The sequence below is a fragment of the Natrinema thermotolerans genome, assembly GCF_031165565.1.
In the GTDB taxonomy this organism is placed as follows: domain Archaea; phylum Halobacteriota; class Halobacteria; order Halobacteriales; family Natrialbaceae; genus Natrinema; species Natrinema thermotolerans.
Window position 1 is genome coordinate 2,443,251 of the sequence record NZ_CP101873.1, and the last position, 15,227, is coordinate 2,458,477.

A 15,227-nucleotide genomic window follows, 5' to 3' on the forward strand; every position below is an offset into this window, starting at 1 on the left:
TGAGAATATTCGGCTATGCACGACGACTGTGAGTTCTGCCGGATCGTCGCCGGCGAGCAAGCGGCACACGTCCTCTACGAGGACGAGCGGACGCTTGCCTTCCTCGACGAGAACCCTGCTACACCGGGACACACACTCATCGTTCCACGCGCCCACGCGGAGGAGGTAGTGACCGCTGACGAGCCGACAGCGGCCGCCGTCTTCGAGACGGTCCGAACCGTCGCGACCGCGCTCGAGTCCGTCCTCGAGCCCGACGGGTTCAGCGTCTTTCACACGAGTGGCCCGCTGGTCGGCAGCGTCGACCACGCCCACGTCCATCTGGTCCCCCGCCGAACGGACGACGACGTGCGACTGTCGCTGTCACGGACGCCGCTCGAGCCCGACGCGGCAGCCGACCTGACGGGCCGCGTCCGGTCGGTCCTATAGCTCGAATTTCGCGGCCGCCGTCTCCATGTCCTTGTCGCCGCGACCCGAGAGGTTCACGAGGATCGTGTCGTGATCGCCCGCCTCGGCGAGTTCGATCGCGCGAGCGATCCCGTGGCTCGACTCGAGCGCCGGGATGATCCCCTCGGTCTCGCTGAGTTCGCGGAAGGCCGCCAGTGCCTCGTCGTCGGTGACGCCGGTGTACTCACAGCGTCCTACTTCGCGGAACATGGCGTGTTCGGGGCCAACGCCGGGGTAGTCCAGCCCCGCCGAGACGGAGTGGACCTCGACGTCGTCCTCGATGACCCGGGTCTTCATCCCGTGGATCGTGTCGTCTTTCCCTTCTGCCAGCGGGGCCGCGTGCCGGCTCGAACCGGCCCCCTCCCCGCCGCCTTCGGCACCGTAGAAGTCGACATCGTCGTCGCGGAAGGCATGAAAGAGCCCGATGGCGTTCGAGCCGCCGCCGACGCAGGCGACGGCGGCGTCGGGCAGGTCGCCGGTCCGTTCTCGGATCTGTTCGCGGGCCTCCTCGCCGATCACCGACTGGAAGTCCCGGACCATCCGCGGGAACGGGTCCGGGCCGACGACGCTGCCGACCAGGTAGTGGGTGTCGTCGACGTTCTCGGCGAAGTCCTCGAGCGCGGCGTCGACGGCGTCGGCCAGCCCCTCGTCGCCGCGGGTGACCTCGTTGACCTCGGCACCCATCAGCCGCATCCGGAAGACGTTCATCTCCTGGCGTTCGACGTCTTTGGCCCCCATGTAGATCTCCGTCTCGAGGCCGAGCAGTGCGCCGACCATCGCGGTCGCGGTGCCGTGTTGGCCGGCGCCGGTCTCGGCGATGAGCCGGTCGCGACCGGCCTGCTTCGCCAGCAGGGCCTGCCCGAGACAGTTGTTGATCTTGTGCGCGCCGCCGTGGAGCAGGTCCTCCCGCTTGAGGTAGATGTCGGCCCCGTAGCGATCGCTCAAGTTCCGCGCGTAGTACAGCGGCGTCGGCCGGCCCGCGAACGTCTCGAGCAGGTCGCGTAGCTCCGACTGGAACTCGTCGGTGGCCGCGATGTCGTCGTACGCGGTGGCCAACTGCTCGAGCGGTTCCTGCAGGGGTTCGGGGACGTGTCTGCCACCGTACCCTTCGAATGCTCCGTTGGACATACGTCCGTGACTGACACGCCGGCGGCAAATAGCTTCTGTGCTGTCCGGCCGCGACGGGCGCCATTGACGGTACTTGGCGTCTCGTGCGGCCGGACGTCGTGGACGTAGCCGCGGCTTCGGAACGGAGCTAGTCGGCCGAGACCGCTTTGGACATCGCCGATCCGGCGGCGGATCTCTGGGGCCGGCTCGTTGGTGCCGTGGATCGGCTGGTCGCCGAGGGTTACCTGAAAGCTATCTTGAATGACACGGTATCGGCCGGCCGTTTCGTGATCCTGCTCCGTCAGCCCCACATGGCTGTCCAAGCGAGCGATTCCGGCTATCCCAGCGTCGATCGGATGGTGCGTATTTTGCCGACTTCTCGAACACGACTACGGCCGCGGTATTGGGTCCGGGTCGCTCCGCTCAGAACAGCAGGACCAGCGCCGCGAGCGAGAGGGCGCTACTGGCGAGCAGTGCGATCAGAACGACGACGGCGGGCGTCCATCCAGTGGTACGGAGATCGGCGAGTCGGATCTCGGTGCCGAGACCGGCGAACGCGACCACGAACAGCCAGTTGTAGGCGTTCTCGATCGATGCCAACTGGGCCGAAGAGAGGACGCCGGCGCTCGCGACGACGGCGAGTGCGAGAAATCCCAGCACGAACTTCGGGAACTCGTCCCAGAGCGTCCGAACGGAGGGGCGACTGTCGCCGGCCGCGCGTGCGTAGTAGCTCGCGTATGCGAGAACGACGACGCCGATCAGGGCGTTTCGCGAGAGCTTCGTCATCGTCGCCCACTGTCCGGCGGCCTCGGAGTGGGCGAAGCCGACGGCCACGACGGGTCCGGTCGAGAACATACTGACGCCGGCCCACGTCCCGAATACCATCCCCGAGAGACCCAACAGATCGCCGATGATCGGGTAGACGACGATCGTGACCGCGTCGAACAGCAAGACCGTCGCGGCCGCGTATGCGATCTGCTCCTCGTGGGCCCGAATCGAGCCGGCGACCGCGACGACCGCCGAGACGCCACAGATGCTGGCACCGGCCGCGAGCAGCGACCCCATTCGATCGGTCAGCCCGAACACGTTGCGTGCGAGGAGTTCCACGACCAGCAGCGTCGTCGCGGTCACGCCGACAACGAGTAGCAAGACGACTCCACCGACTTCGAGGACGGTCTCGAGCGAGATCGACGCTCCCATGAGTACGATCCCCGTGCCCAGCCAGAGCTTGTGCGTCTCGATACCGGGCTCGAGGAAATCGGGAATCCCGACGGCGTTCGCCGCGACGAATCCGAACGCGATCGCGAGCAGGAGATGATTGACGCCGAGCGCGCCGGCGAGCGTTCGTGCGAGGAGCGCACCCAGACAGAGAGCCAACAGGCCCGGGAGTAGTCGACGCCCGTTCATCGCCTCACCACGGGATCTGCAACTCGAAGAGGACGACGAGTGCGACGATCGCCGCGCCGATCAGCACGCTCTGCCAGTCGCGCTCGAGGACCGTCCAGCGATCCGTCACGGCGTCGCCGATCGGCAGCCAGCCATCGGTCGACATGTATCGGTGTTCGAGAGACGGCCGTAGTTAACTGTTGTCGATTTCGTCGTAGATTGCGGCGTGTGTTTCCGCTATCCTCGACAGGCCGATTCGATCGACGGACTGTCGGTTCGCTTCGACGACTCGCTCGAGGCCTCGAGCATCTCGGGCGGCACCGGGTGGGCGTGGAAACACGGGCTGTGGGTCGCGAATCGGGCCGGCCGCGCTCGTCGGAATCGTTTATGTATCCCGTCGCCCGTAGCGTGGGGTATGTCTCGAGGGTTCGAGTGGTTCGACGCGTTCCGCGAGGTCGCCCCCGAGTGGGCCGTCGTCCTGCTCGGGCTCGTGACCCAACTGGGAGACGTCTGGTTCCTCGGGTTGATCGTGGGAGTCGCCTACTGGGGGGCGACGGCCCGCCGGGACGAGGCCGCCGCCGTACTCGGCGCGATGTTAGCTGGCCTGTCGCTGATCACGGGCCTGAAGCACGTCTTCGCCCTCCCCCGGCCCGAGCGGGTACTCGTGGAGGCGAGTGCGCTGCCGGCGGCGGTTCAGCCGCTCCACCGTGCGACGGCGACCGCGACTGGCTACGGCTTTCCGAGCGGTCACGCCCTGATGACGACGGTCGTCTACGTCAGCCTTGCCGAGTACCTCTCGGTCGGCACGCGACGGCAGCGGTATCTCACCGCCGCCGCGCTCGTGACGGTCGTCTGCCTCTCTCGGGTCGGGCTCGGCGTTCACTACCTCGTTGACGTCGTCGCGGGCGTCGGCGTCGGGCTGGCGTTTCTGGTCCTCCTCTGGCGGCTGCTGGATCGGTATCCGACCCGCCGCGGCACGCTCGGACTCGGGCTCGCGGTCGGGTTCGCCGCCGTCGCCGTCGCCACGAGCGACGCCGATCCCGACGCCGTCCTCCTGTTGGGTACGTCGATCGGCGCGTTCGCCGGCTGGCAGCTCCCAGCCCTCGCTCGAGGGCTCGAGGCCGGACGCGGTCCGATACGAACGAGCCGACCGCTCGCGGCGCGAGCCCTCGCCATCCTCCTCGCGGCCGCGTCGCTGGCCGTGCTTACCAGTATTTACTGGCCCGAACCGCTGCTCGCCGCGAGCGGGGTTCTCGGCGTCGTCGCCGCTGCGTTCGTCGCGGCGCCCGTTCTCTACCACTCGGACCTCGAGAACTGCCTTGGGCGTCAGTCGCCCTCGCGATCGCAGTAAGTCCGTCGGGGCGAGGGCCGTGTTTATTTCTCGTCTTCGTCCGCCTCGTCGTCCGTCGCCTCCGCGTTGTCCGTCGCCGCCTCGTCGTCCGTCTCCGACTCGGATTCGTCGTCATCGGGCGGCTCGACTTTCATCTCGGAGGCGTCCTCAGCGGGGCTGGCCTCCGGTTCCGTCTCCGCCGTCTGGGTCGGCTGGGCCTGAGTCGGGTCCGGCCCGGTCGCCTCGCTTGTCTCGTCGGCCATCGCGGTGTCGGAGACGTCTACTTCCACCTCGTCCGTTCCGGTCTCGCGTCGGGGCTCTCCCTCGTCGGCTCCGAGATCTGGCCGGGACTGCGAGGGGTCCTCGTCCGGCTCGTCGGTGAACTCGATCCGCGAGCCCGAGTCCGCGGGGTCGTCGATCCCCCGGTCGGCCGTGATCTCGCCGTCGCCCTCGATCTCGGACTCACGGCTGGAGTCGACCCGCTCGGCGGCCGCACTGGCCGCGTCCGAGACGTCTTTCCCGTCGGTGCCGCCCTCGATATCCGGCACGCCACCGCTCTCGGCGCTCGAGCGGCGTCTGCGAAGCCCGTACCCGGCGAGCGCGCCCCCGGCGACGGCAAGCGGGATCGCCCGCCGGCGGTTCGCGGCCAGCGAGCGGACCGCGGCCGCGAGCAGGAGGCCGCCGCCGAGAACCGACAGCGTCCCGCCCCCGAGCGCGTCGGATGCCGCTGTGAGTCCGCTCTCCGGGTCGACCAGTTCCTCGCGATCCGTGAGGTCCTCGATTCCGGGTCGGTCATCGATCGATTCGTCGGTCGTCGCGTCGTCGTGGGGTGCAGTCATCCGTTCATCGCTGGTACGCCGTCCGGTCGGATGAAGATTCGACCGGCAACTGACTACCCGGCCGGGACGGTCCCGGTCATCGCCCGCCTCGAGCGATATCGGATATTGCGGTTCTGGAGCGCTTCCGACGACAAATCGGGCGATAGAACTGATTACGGCCCTGCATACTCCGGGCTGGTGACCTTCCCTCCACCGCGTGGAGATACCCCCATCCATGTCGGACTCGAACGGACGTGACGACGAGTCACATCGTACTGTGCGGAACGTGGTTCTCGTGGTTCTCGATACGGCGCGATCGAAAAGCGTCGGACTGCAGGGGTTTTCCGAAGGGCACGTAGCGGACCCCGATCACGTCGGCTCGAAATCGCTTCCGGGTGACCGGGCAGCGAACGGCGACGGCACGGGCGCGCGCCCGACGCCCGCGGTGGCGCGACTCGCCGCCGAGGGAGTCGCCTTCGAGAACGCCTTCGCGACCGCGCCGTGGACGCTGCCCTCCCACGCGTCGCTGTTTACCGGCACCTACCCCTCCGAACACGGGACCCACGGCGGCCACACCTATCTCGAGGGCGATCTGCGGACGCTACCGGAAGCCTTCGCCGACGCGGGGTACGAGACGGTCGGCGTCTCGAACAACACCTGGATCACCGAGGAGTTCGGCTTCGACCGCGGCTTCGACCGACTGCGCAAGGGGTGGCAGTACATTCAGGCAGACGCCGACATGGGCGCGGTCGTCCGCGGCGAGGACTTCCGGGAGAAACTCGACGCGACCCGCGAGCGACTCTTCGACGGCAACCCCGTCGTCAACGCCGCCAACATCCTCTACAGCGAACTGCTCCAACCGGCCGGCGACGACGGCTCCGCCCGTGCGGTCGACTGGACCGCCGACTGGCTCGAGAGCCGACGCGACGACCGTCCTTTCTTCCTGTTCTGTAACTTCATCGAGCCCCACGTCGAGTACGACCCGCCCCGCGAGTACGCCGAGCGGTTCCTCCCCGAGGGAGCCAGCTACGAGGATGCGACGGCGATCAGGCAGGATCCCCGCGCCTACGACTGCGAGGACTACGAGATCTCCGACCGGGAGTTCGCCATGTTGCGGGGCCTCTACCGCGCGGAACTCGCCTACGTCGACCACCAGGTCGGCCGACTCCGGGCTGCACTCTCCGACGCCGGCGAGTGGGAGGACACCCTGTTCGTCGTCTGTGGCGACCACGGCGAACACGTCGGCGAACACGGCTTCTTCGGCCACCAGTACAACCTCTACGACACCCTGCTGAACGTCCCCCTCGTCGCCCACGGCGGCCCCTTCACCGGCGGCGACGCCCGCCACGACCTCGTGAGCCTGCTCGATCTCCCCGCTACCCTGCTCGAGACGGCCGGCGTCGACGACCCCGCGCTCCGCGAGGGGTGGTCGAGCCGGTCGCTGCATCCCGACTCGGACGACGACCCCCGCGAGGCCGTCTTCGCCGAGTACGTCGCCCCTCAGCCCTCGATCGAGCGCCTCGAGTCCCGCTTCGGCGCGATCCCCGACCGCGTCCGCGCGTTCGACCGGCGGCTGCGGGCGGTCCGGACGGCCGACTACAAGTACGTCCGCGGCGACGACGGCTTCGAACGGCTCCATCACGTTCGGTCGGATCCGCTCGAGGGGACGGATATCACCGGCGAGGAACCCGAGCGGGCCCGGGACCTTCGGCGGCGACTCGAGGCGCGGTTCGACCCGCTCGAGGCGGCCGGAGAGTCCGGCGAGATCGAGATGCGCGAGGGGACCAAAGACCGGCTCGCGGATCTGGGCTATCTGTGACGGCGTGATCGGCCGGTGACCGCTCAGTCTTGTCTCGACCGCTCACACCTCGTGCGGTGGCGCGCGCTGGCGGCCGACCGAGAATTCTCGAGGGCGGCCGCTACCACTGCGCGAGGGATGAGCGAGCGCAGTGAGCGAATCGGCTGGGGAGGACGTGGTACTCCTAGTAGCCACGATAGCAGGACACTCGTTGTACTGTCTCTCGAGCGGTCTCTTGAGAAAATCGACTCGAGAGGAGTGTCCTGCTATCGTGGCAATACGGAGACGCCTCACCCTCCCCAGCCGGTTCGCTCGCTCCGGAGTCGCTCGCTCACCCCTCGCACAGTGTCGTCGACGATCCTCACTGGCGTTCGGATAGTCGACAGCGCGCGCCACCGCACCACTGCACGATGGGCAACGGCCATAGCCGCGCCCGGTATCAAGCGCACACCTGTACACGCGGGGCGGTTTGCCGCCGCCGTCGGAACGTGGGGCCATGTCCACCAGCGGCCCAGCCCAATCGGCGTCGTTCCCGTTCCCGACGCAGGTCGTCTACGACGGCACGTCCGATCGCCTTCGCGCCGCCGTCGACGTCGCTCCCGCGGCGACGGACGACGTGACGGTCGAGGTCGGCTCGCGTCGCCTCCGGATCGCGGTCGATCGCGGCGACAGCGTCGAGGTCGGCGACCAACACGGCGACGAGCAGACTGCGAGTGATGACCGCATCGTCGAACGCACCGTCACGCCGCTTCCTCCCGGCCTCGAGTTCGGGGACGACCGACACGCGTTCTACAACAACGGCGTCCTCACCGTCTCGCTCGAGACGCAGTCGTGACGCCCGCGTCGTCGGTCGCCGACCGATAGCGACGGCGACTCCACCTCGAGCGGCGACGCCGTCACGAGTTCCCCGGTCCGATCGGGACGTGGCGGACTGCCTGCAGCACGTTTTTGCGCGCCAGTCCGGTAGGAGGACGCGAGCAGCCACGGAACCAATGGCCACCCACGACGCGTCCGGCGGCGGTTTCCTCCCGTTCTTTCGCGAGTACACGAAGACCTGGATCCACGCGGTCGCGGCGGCCGGACTGACGGCGTTCGGGACGCTGTCGGTCTATCACCGCGCGTTCATCGCCCTCGCGCTGGCGTCCTATGTCGTCCCGCCGATCGTGCTGTACCTGTGGCGACCGTCGGTGGGTCGGGACGACGCACCCGAGCGGGCGGACGAGGCGACGGCCGCTCGAGACCGCGCGGCGACGACCGCCGATCGAACGGCGACCGGTGACGCGGCACTCGAGCGCCCGGATACGGCGGCCGAATCCGCGGACGGCGACGGACACGACGGCGTCGCTCTCGGCTCGGACGACGACCGTCCCGACGTCGATACCGGCGATGGAGCATCCGGGACCGACGCCGCCAGCGAGACCGAGCGGCCCCACGCCCGCGAGTGGCGGCCCGTCGACGTTCCCACCGAGGCGACGCTGCGGGACGTCTGCGTGACCGACGGCGGCGCGGCCCACGCCGTCGGCGAGGACGGGGTGGTCCTCTCGGCCGGCGGCGGCGACGCCGAGTGGTCGGTCGCGCTCGCGGACGGGCCCGCCGCGCAGGGCGAGGAGTTACAGGGGGTCGACGCGACGGCCGACGGCGCGGCGGTCTGGGTCGCCGGCGACAGCGGCTCGCTGGGCCGGCTCGAGCCCGAGACGGGACTGCACACCGATTACACGGCCCCACTCGAGATCACGAACAACTGGCTGGGGGTCGCTGTCGCCGGCCGGAGCGGCGACGAGACGGTTCTGCTGATCGACGGCTCCGGAGCCGTCCTCCGCGGGCGCTACCGCGACGGCGAGATCGGGTGGGACGAGCCCGTCACCCCCGGCAGCGGCTCGAGCCTGAGCGGGGTCGCGCTGGCGGACGCCTCGGTCGGCTACTGCTGTGACACGAACGACGCGGTCTTCGAGACGGCCGACGGCGGGGCGTCGTTCGAGGCCGTCGGCCCCGTCGGCGCCGGCGGCACGCTCGAGGCCGTGGCGACGCTCGGTCGCGGCGACTGTCTGGTGAGCGCGGACGACGGCGTCGTCCACCGCTACGGCGGGTCGACGTGGACGCCCGAGCGAGTCGGCGAGGAAGCGATCTGTGGGCTGGCCCGGCGGGAGGGGGAGACCATCGCCTGCGACGCCGACGGCGTGATCCACGAGCGCAGCGGGACGGACTGGGACGCGATCGACGCGGGGCCGCTCGAGTCGCTGATCGGCGTCGCGGTCGCGCCAGACGGCCGGCGGGCGGTCGCGGTCGGCGACGAGGGGACCATCGTCGAGCGGCGATGAGCGACGGTCGGATCGGCCACTGTTATTGCCGTCGAACCCACAGCGCCTAGCGTGAGCGATCGAGACGCGACTGGCGACGGAACCGACCGCTGTCGGCTCTGCGGCACGCCGCTTTCGGGGACCGACGAGCGGGCCGCCGACGGCTTCTGCTCGAGCGGCTGTCGCGACATCGCCGCCGAGTACGGAACCGGCGACGACGCCGGCCCCCGTTCGACGGACCGGCCGGCCGACGCGAGCCCGGACGCGACGGCGGAGACCGACGGGACCGTCCGGACCTTCTTCCGGGTCGACGGCATGCACTCGGCCAGTTGCGAGGCCTACCTCGAGTCCGTCGCCGAGGGCCGCGACGGTGTTCGCGACGCCGAGGCGAGCTACGTCACCGAGACGGTCCGGGTCGATCACGACCCTGATCGGATCGGCGCGGACGCCCTCGAGGACGCGCTGAGTACGCTTGGCTACACCGCGTACCGGCGCGAGGACGCAAGCGCTGACGAGGATACCGGTGGCACCCGCCGCTCCCGGGAGATGGACGGGCTCCGGAAGCGCCGCGCCGACGACATGCTCGAGATGCGGTACGTCGTCGGCGTCGTCTTCGGCTCCTTCCTGCTGTTGCCGTTCGTGGCGGTCTTCTATCCGATGTACCTGACCGCGTTTACCGACTGGGGCGCGATCGCCCACTTCGAGGGGTCGTTCACCGGCTTTAGCGGCTCCCTCTATCTCCCGCTGTTCGTCGTCCTGACCGGCGCGATCGTCTACCTGACCGGCGGCCCCGTCCTCCGGGGCGCGTACGTCAGTCTGAAGCTCCGGCGGCCGACGACGGACCTGCTCGCGGCGCTGACGATTCTGGCCGCGTACACGTACGCTTCGATCACCGCCGCGCTCGGTCGGACCGACGTCTATTTCGACCTGACCATCGTCGTCGCTTCGCTCGTAATGGGCGCGACCTACTACGAGTCGACCGTCAAGCGCCGTGCGACCGACCGGCTGACCGACCTCACCGTCTCGCAGGTCGACACCGCCCGGCTGTACGCCGAAGACGGCTCCACGACCGAGATCCCCGTCGCTGACCTCGAGTCCGGCGACCGCCTGCTCGTCCGCGAGGGCGAGCGGATCCCGGTCGACGGCCGGCTGGCCGAGGGCGAGTGTACCGTCGACGAGGCCGTCGTCACCGGCGAGTCGCTCCCGGTCCCGAAGGAAGCCGGCGACGAGGTGGTCGGCGGCTCGGTCGTCACGACCGACGCGGCGGTCGTCGACGTCGGCGAGCGAACCACCAGCAGCATCGAGCGGCTCACCCGGGTCGTCTGGAACGTCCAGAGCGCCGACCACGGCGTCACGCGCCGGGCCGACGAACTCGCCGCCCGACTCGTCCCCGCCGTCCTCGCGGTCGCCGCCCTCGTCGGCGTCGGGGCCGCTCTCACCGGTGCCGGCACGACCGCGACCGCGCTCGCGGCGCTTATGACGCTTATGGTCGCCTGCCCGTGGGCGCTCGGGTTCGCGACGCCCTACTCCGTCGCGACGAGTCTGGAAGCGGCCCTCGAGCGGGGCATCGTCGTCTTCGACGAGACGATCTTCGAGCGCCTGCGCGCGATCGACGTCGTCGTCTTCGACAAGACCGGGACGCTGACGACCGGCGAGATGTCCGTCCGCGAAGCCGACGCCCCCGATGACCTGCTGGCGGCCGCCGCCGCCCTCGAGCAGCGGGCGGCTCACCCGGCCGCGGCGGCGATCGCGGCGGCGTTCGGCGACGGGAGCGAGACAACTGGCGAGGCCGACGGCGCGGCCCGGGCCGACGGGGGCTCGGCCGCCGCGAGCGACCTCGAGGTCCGGGAGTTCCACACCCACGCGACCGGGGTTGAGGGTATCGTCGACGGACGACGGGTAGTGGTCGGCCACCCGGACCTGTTCCGGGAGCGGGGCTGGACGCTCGAGGACGGGCTCGAGACGCGCCTCGAGCGGGCTCGGGAAGCGGGACGGCTCCCGGTCGTCGTTGGCCGGGACGGCGATGCGGAGGGGCTCGTGATCGTCGGCGACGAACCCCGCGAGGGGTGGGAAGAGACGGTGACGGCGCTCTCCGAGTCCGGCGTCGAGGTCGTGGTCCTGACCGGCGACGACGGGACAGCCGCCGACGCCTTCGCGGCGCATCCGGGCGTCGATCACGTCTTCGCCGGCGTCTCGCCCGACGGGAAGACGGCGGCGATCGAGCGGCTCCGGGCCGACGGCCGCGTGGCGATGGTCGGCGACGGCACCAACGACGCGCCCGCGCTGGCCGCGGCGGATCTCGGCATCTCGCTGGGCAGCGGGACGGCGCTGGCCGCCGACGCGGCCGACGTCGCCATCGCCGACGACGACCTCGCCGCGGTCGAGCGCGCCTTCGCGCTGGCGCGGGCGGCCCGCGACCGGATCAGGCAGAACCTCGGGCTCGCGTTCGCCTACAACGCCCTCGCGATCCCGCCGGCAGTCCTCGGCCTCGTGAACCCGCTGGTGACGACCGTGGCCGTCGTGATCGGCACCCTGCTCGTCGTCGGCAACGCCGAGCGCTCGCTGCTCGCGGACTGATACGGATTATTGTCACTGTCTGCCGGTGTACCCGCGACTGTCCTGCGGGTACACCGGTACTGACTGACAGTAATCCGTATGAGCCGACGGGTCGGGTTCCGATCCCGGGGAGACGTACCGGGAGGCGAAACTACACGGCCCGCGGTCACCCATCCACGGCCGGATGACTGGACGGATGGATCGCCGCCGCGCGTACGCGGCCGTCGTCGTCGGGACGCTGGGCTACACCTGCCTGATGTTCGTCTGGTTCTCGCTGCCGGCCTATCTCTCGACGATCATCGACAACCTCGGGCTCTCGGGCACGCAGGCCGGCGTCGTCGCCGGGGCGGTGCCGCTGACCTACATCCCGATCGCGCTGTTTTCGGGCGTGGTCGTCGACCGGATCGGGCCGGGTCGCAGCCTCGCCGCCGGCGTGCTGATCTACGGCACCGCGCAGGTCGCTCGCAGCGCCGCGACCGGCTTCCCCTCGCTGCTCGCGGCGACGCTCGCGATCGGCGTCGGCGCGACCGCGATCACCTTCGGGCTCCCGAAGCTCGTCTCCGTACTCTTCCCGCCCGACGAGACCGGTCTCCCGTCCTCGATCTACCTCGTCGGCGCGTCGACGGGGACCGCGAGCGTCTTCGCCGTCGGCCGGCCCGTTCTCGGCCCGCTGCTCGGGGGCTGGCGGCCCCTCTTCTTCTGGAGCGGCGTCGTCGCGATCGCGTACGGCCTGCTGTGGCTCGGCGTCGCGCACCGACTGGGGATCGACGCCCGCAATCGAGCGGCCAACGACGCCGACGACGCGGACTCCTCGCTCTCGCCTGCGGCGATCGCTCGCGACCTGAAACTCGTCCTCACTCACCGCGAACTGCAGCTGGTGGTCGTCGTCGGGACGATGTACCTGCTGATCGCCCACGGCACCCAGAGCTGGCTCCCGACGCTGCTCGAGGCCCGGGGCTACTCGGCGGGTCGGGCCGGCCGGATGACGAGCCTGCTGGTGGCCGCGAACGTCGTCGGGGTGGTGACCGTCCCGGCGGTCGCCGACCGGCTGGGGGTCCGCCGCACCGCCCTGATCGGCTGCGGGCTGATCGCCACGGTCGGTCTCTCGGGCGTCATCTCGAGCGGGCTCGGCCTTCTCCTGCTCGGGAGCGTCCTCGTCACCGGGTTCGGCTTCGGCGGTCTCTCGCCGCTCATTCGGGCGATCCCGCCGGAACTCGAGGGGATCGGTGCGCGCCTGACCGGCACCGCGGTCGGCTTCATCTTCGCCGTCGGCGAGATCGGCGGCTTCCTCGGGCCGGTCCTGGTCGGGACGCTGTACGACCGCACCGGCTCGTACGCGCCGGGGCTGGGACTGTTGGCCGTGGCGGGGCTCGTCGTGGCGGTCGCCGGCAGCGTGTTGCGGTTTCGGTACGGGGACGCCTGACAGCCGCGAACGCGCCGGCACCGGCGACCGGCCCGGGATCGATCATCGTCTCGGTCACCGTCGGGTCCGCTCGAGGCCGTACGGGATCACGAGCCACGGCCGGCACGACTCGGCGCTATAGTAGCCGCTGAAACGATTCACACACTGATCGCAACGCTGTCGTGCGATCAGGTGTGCAATGACTTTCAGCGGCTACTATAGCCGTCGTCCGACTCCCGCCGCGCCGGCGGGGTCTTCGAGAGGTACGACCCCAACCGGCCGCGGTTGTCGGCGACCCACCGGTAGGCGCGCTCCCGAAACCGTTCGTAGTCCTCGAACTGCCGGAGGAACCCGACGGCGTCGCCGGCGGGCGCGACCAGCTCCGTCCGCCTGAACGCCTCCTCGATCGAGGCCCCACAGGAGTAGACCCCCTCGTCGGTGACCATGTGCGAACACTCCTCGTAGTCCTCGGGCAGCCGAGCCAGCAGGTCCTCTGAGAGATCACTGAAGCCGACGATCCGCAGGTCCGTCCGGTCGTCGAAGAAGTCGGCCCACCACGTACAGAACCCGCAGTCGTCGTCGTAGACGAGCGTGGCCTCGCTCATACCCCATCTGGGGACCCGACGCTACTAACGCTTGTTCTCGAGGTGGGGTGACGATCGATCCAACGGGCTCGAGTTCGCTCGAGCCGGACGCGTTCGCGTCTGCGCCGACCGGCGCTCGGTTCCCCGCCGGAACCTTCTTGAAACCGCTGGGCAATCCTGAGCCATGAGCAGCGCGGCCCGGCCGCTGTCGGAACCGCGGGTACTCGCCCACGCCAAGCGGCGGCTCTTTCCCGCCGACGACGAGTCGCCCGCCTACGCGGTGGCCGACACCCAGTTCGCCAGCGAGGAGTGGCTTCCCGGCCGCCCGGTCGACCCCGCGATCCGCGAGCGGTTGGCCCCGTTCAACCACGTCCGACTCGGCAGCGGCTACCCCGATCTCGTCGGGGTACGCGCGCTCGAGCCCGAGCTGCTAGCGGTCGAGCGGGTCGGCGACGAGCCGCCCCTGATCGCGATCGAGGCGAAAGGCGAAACCAGCGGCGGCGTCGACACCGAGCGCGGGATCGTCCAGGCCTACGACCGCCTCGGCGAGGCGAACGCGGCGTATCTCGCCGCGCCGATCGACGCGATCGCCGAGACCGATCGCGCGCTCGCGACCGAGCTGAACGTCGGCGTCCTCGGGGTCGACAGCGCGGGGTCGGTCGAGCCCCTCGAGGTGCCCCGCGTCGTCGGCAACCGGACGACGACCGAGGCGACGGCGCTGCGGTTCCAGGCGAGCGTCCAGGGGGTCGCCAACGCCTCCTTCGGGCTGAACCATCCCAAGAACTACCTGGGGTATCCGCTGGCTCACTACGCGGCCGGCGAGACGGCGACGCTGCTGTCGGAATACGACGTCGTCGGGGCCGTCGACGACGCGCGCCGCGGGGCCGCGTTCCTGGGCCTGCTCGAGGACCGGCCCGGTCTCGAGGGCGATTCCCTGACGCCGCTGGGCGAGGAAGTCGTCCGGTTCGCGAAGAGCCACTGCGGGTCGGTCGAGGCGGCGCTTTCGGAGTTCGCGGACTGGTACCGCTCGCGGAAACGGTTCGTCGATCTCGCGCCGGCGTGGGGCCGGCTCGCTCGGCGGGTCCTCTTCGACTACGAGGCGACGGGCCTGCTCGTCCGGGAACTCCAGCACATGCACGAGGACGGGATCGCCGATCCCTCGCTGGTCGACGTCGTCGAATACCTTCACGAACTCCACCCCTCCTTTACCGTCGAGTTGTTCGTCCGCGGCGACGACGGCGTCCGCGGCCGGGTCCTGACCGACGACGGCGAGTTGCGGCGTGGGCCCCTCGAGAACGGCTCCGTCTACCACTCGCCGACCGTCTTCCAACTGAAGACGATGCTGTTCCACGCGGGGATTCTCGCTACGCGCGGGACTGAGCCGCACCGGCTCGAGCCGCTCGCGGATAGCTGGGCGCTTCGGGAGCCGGTGTGACCGCTTCGGCTGGTCGCTTCGAGCGGCCGTTCGGTGATCCCCCAATCAGTACTCTTTCCGCGTTGGTTCT

At 70.0% G+C, this 15,227-nt stretch carries 13 protein-coding genes; 8 read left to right on the forward strand and 5 right to left on the reverse strand.

What is annotated here, in order from left to right; translation table 11 throughout:
• Nucleotides 1-15: 15 nt before the first annotated feature.
• On the forward strand, nt 16-426 hold the full coding sequence (locus NP511_RS12570; protein ID WP_006647900.1) for an HIT family protein: 411 nt from the start codon (nt 16-18) through the stop codon (nt 424-426).
• Here NP511_RS12570 and trpB read toward each other — a convergent pair.
• The 3 genes from trpB to NP511_RS12585 all read right to left on the reverse strand — a co-directional run bounded on the left by trpB (nt 421) and on the right by NP511_RS12585 (nt 3,103).
• Complete coding sequence (trpB, locus tag NP511_RS12575) at nt 421-1,572, reverse strand: tryptophan synthase subunit beta (RefSeq protein ID WP_049965761.1); 1,152 nt, start codon at nt 1,570-1,572, stop codon at nt 421-423. The genes NP511_RS12570 and trpB overlap by 6 nt on opposite strands.
• A 402-nt stretch (nt 1,573-1,974) precedes the next feature.
• Nucleotides 1,975-2,958, reverse strand: a complete 984-nt coding sequence (locus NP511_RS12580; protein ID WP_049965762.1) for a YeiH family protein — start codon at nt 2,956-2,958, stop codon at nt 1,975-1,977.
• 4 nt (nt 2,959-2,962) lie between these two features.
• On the reverse strand, nt 2,963-3,103 hold the full coding sequence (locus tag NP511_RS12585) for a hypothetical protein (RefSeq protein ID WP_006647897.1): 141 nt from the start codon (nt 3,101-3,103) through the stop codon (nt 2,963-2,965).
• 249 nt (nt 3,104-3,352) lie between these two features.
• On the opposite strand from NP511_RS12585, the gene NP511_RS12590 reads away from it, so the two are divergent.
• Nucleotides 3,353-4,288 carry a phosphatase PAP2 family protein gene (locus NP511_RS12590; RefSeq protein WP_049966884.1) on the forward strand — a complete coding sequence of 312 codons (936 nt, stop codon included), beginning with the start codon at nt 3,353-3,355 and terminating at the stop codon, nt 4,286-4,288.
• Between the two features lie 23 nt (nt 4,289-4,311).
• Here the strand turns inward: NP511_RS12590 and NP511_RS12595 are convergent, their stop codons facing one another.
• Entirely contained in the window at nt 4,312-5,106 is a 795-nt protein-coding gene (locus tag NP511_RS12595; protein WP_049965763.1) for a hypothetical protein, read from the reverse strand.
• Between the two features lie 214 nt (nt 5,107-5,320).
• On the opposite strand from NP511_RS12595, the gene NP511_RS12600 reads away from it, so the two are divergent.
• The 5 genes from NP511_RS12600 (at nt 5,321) to NP511_RS12620 (ending at nt 13,159) form a co-directional block, all read left to right on the forward strand.
• Nucleotides 5,321-6,904 carry a sulfatase gene (locus NP511_RS12600; protein ID WP_049965764.1) on the forward strand — a complete coding sequence of 528 codons (1,584 nt, stop codon included), beginning with the start codon at nt 5,321-5,323 and terminating at the stop codon, nt 6,902-6,904.
• A 475-nt stretch (nt 6,905-7,379) separates the two neighbouring features.
• Nucleotides 7,380-7,718, forward strand: coding sequence for an Hsp20/alpha crystallin family protein (locus NP511_RS12605; protein ID WP_049965765.1), 339 nt, complete (start codon nt 7,380-7,382; stop codon nt 7,716-7,718).
• Between the two features lie 157 nt (nt 7,719-7,875).
• Complete coding sequence (locus tag NP511_RS12610; RefSeq protein WP_049965766.1) at nt 7,876-9,201, forward strand: sialidase family protein; 1,326 nt, start codon at nt 7,876-7,878, stop codon at nt 9,199-9,201.
• A gap of 51 nt (nt 9,202-9,252) precedes the next feature.
• A complete protein-coding gene (locus NP511_RS12615) occupies nt 9,253-11,757 on the forward strand; it encodes a heavy metal translocating P-type ATPase (RefSeq protein WP_049965767.1) in 2,505 nt (834 codons plus the stop codon).
• A 163-nt stretch (nt 11,758-11,920) separates the two neighbouring features.
• Nucleotides 11,921-13,159 carry an MFS transporter gene (locus NP511_RS12620; protein WP_049965768.1) on the forward strand — a complete coding sequence of 413 codons (1,239 nt, stop codon included), beginning with the start codon at nt 11,921-11,923 and terminating at the stop codon, nt 13,157-13,159.
• 185 nt (nt 13,160-13,344) lie between these two features.
• On the opposite strand, the gene NP511_RS12625 is transcribed toward NP511_RS12620, so the two are convergent.
• Nucleotides 13,345-13,743 (reverse strand): thiol-disulfide oxidoreductase DCC family protein, encoded by a 399-nt coding sequence (locus tag NP511_RS12625; protein ID WP_049965769.1) that lies wholly within the window; start codon nt 13,741-13,743, stop codon nt 13,345-13,347.
• Nucleotides 13,744-13,906: 163 nt separating this feature from the next.
• Between NP511_RS12625 and NP511_RS12630 the strand changes: the two genes are divergently transcribed.
• On the forward strand, nt 13,907-15,157 hold the full coding sequence (locus tag NP511_RS12630) for a hypothetical protein (protein WP_049965770.1): 1,251 nt from the start codon (nt 13,907-13,909) through the stop codon (nt 15,155-15,157).
• The last annotated feature ends 70 nt before the right edge of the window (nt 15,158-15,227 follow it).

Bases quoted from the DNA above. Each gene is read 5' to 3' on its own strand.
- NP511_RS12605 (WP_049965765.1), top strand. From the start codon at position 7,380: ATGTCCACCAGCGGCCCAGCCCAATCGGCGTCGTTCCCGTTCCCGACG.
- NP511_RS12625 (WP_049965769.1), bottom strand. From the start codon at position 13,743: ATGAGCGAGGCCACGCTCGTCTACGACGACGACTGCGGGTTCTGTACG.
- NP511_RS12585 (WP_006647897.1), bottom strand. From the start codon at position 3,103: ATGTCGACCGATGGCTGGCTGCCGATCGGCGACGCCGTGACGGATCGC.
- NP511_RS12630 (WP_049965770.1), top strand. From the start codon at position 13,907: ATGAGCAGCGCGGCCCGGCCGCTGTCGGAACCGCGGGTACTCGCCCAC.
- trpB (WP_049965761.1), bottom strand. From the start codon at position 1,572: ATGTCCAACGGAGCATTCGAAGGGTACGGTGGCAGACACGTCCCCGAA.
- NP511_RS12620 (WP_049965768.1), top strand. From the start codon at position 11,921: ATGACTGGACGGATGGATCGCCGCCGCGCGTACGCGGCCGTCGTCGTC.
- NP511_RS12580 (WP_049965762.1), bottom strand. From the start codon at position 2,958: ATGAACGGGCGTCGACTACTCCCGGGCCTGTTGGCTCTCTGTCTGGGT.
- NP511_RS12595 (WP_049965763.1), bottom strand. From the start codon at position 5,106: ATGACTGCACCCCACGACGACGCGACGACCGACGAATCGATCGATGAC.
- NP511_RS12590 (WP_049966884.1), top strand. From the start codon at position 3,353: ATGTCTCGAGGGTTCGAGTGGTTCGACGCGTTCCGCGAGGTCGCCCCC.
- NP511_RS12610 (WP_049965766.1), top strand. From the start codon at position 7,876: ATGGCCACCCACGACGCGTCCGGCGGCGGTTTCCTCCCGTTCTTTCGC.
- NP511_RS12600 (WP_049965764.1), top strand. From the start codon at position 5,321: ATGTCGGACTCGAACGGACGTGACGACGAGTCACATCGTACTGTGCGG.
- NP511_RS12570 (WP_006647900.1), top strand. From the start codon at position 16: ATGCACGACGACTGTGAGTTCTGCCGGATCGTCGCCGGCGAGCAAGCG.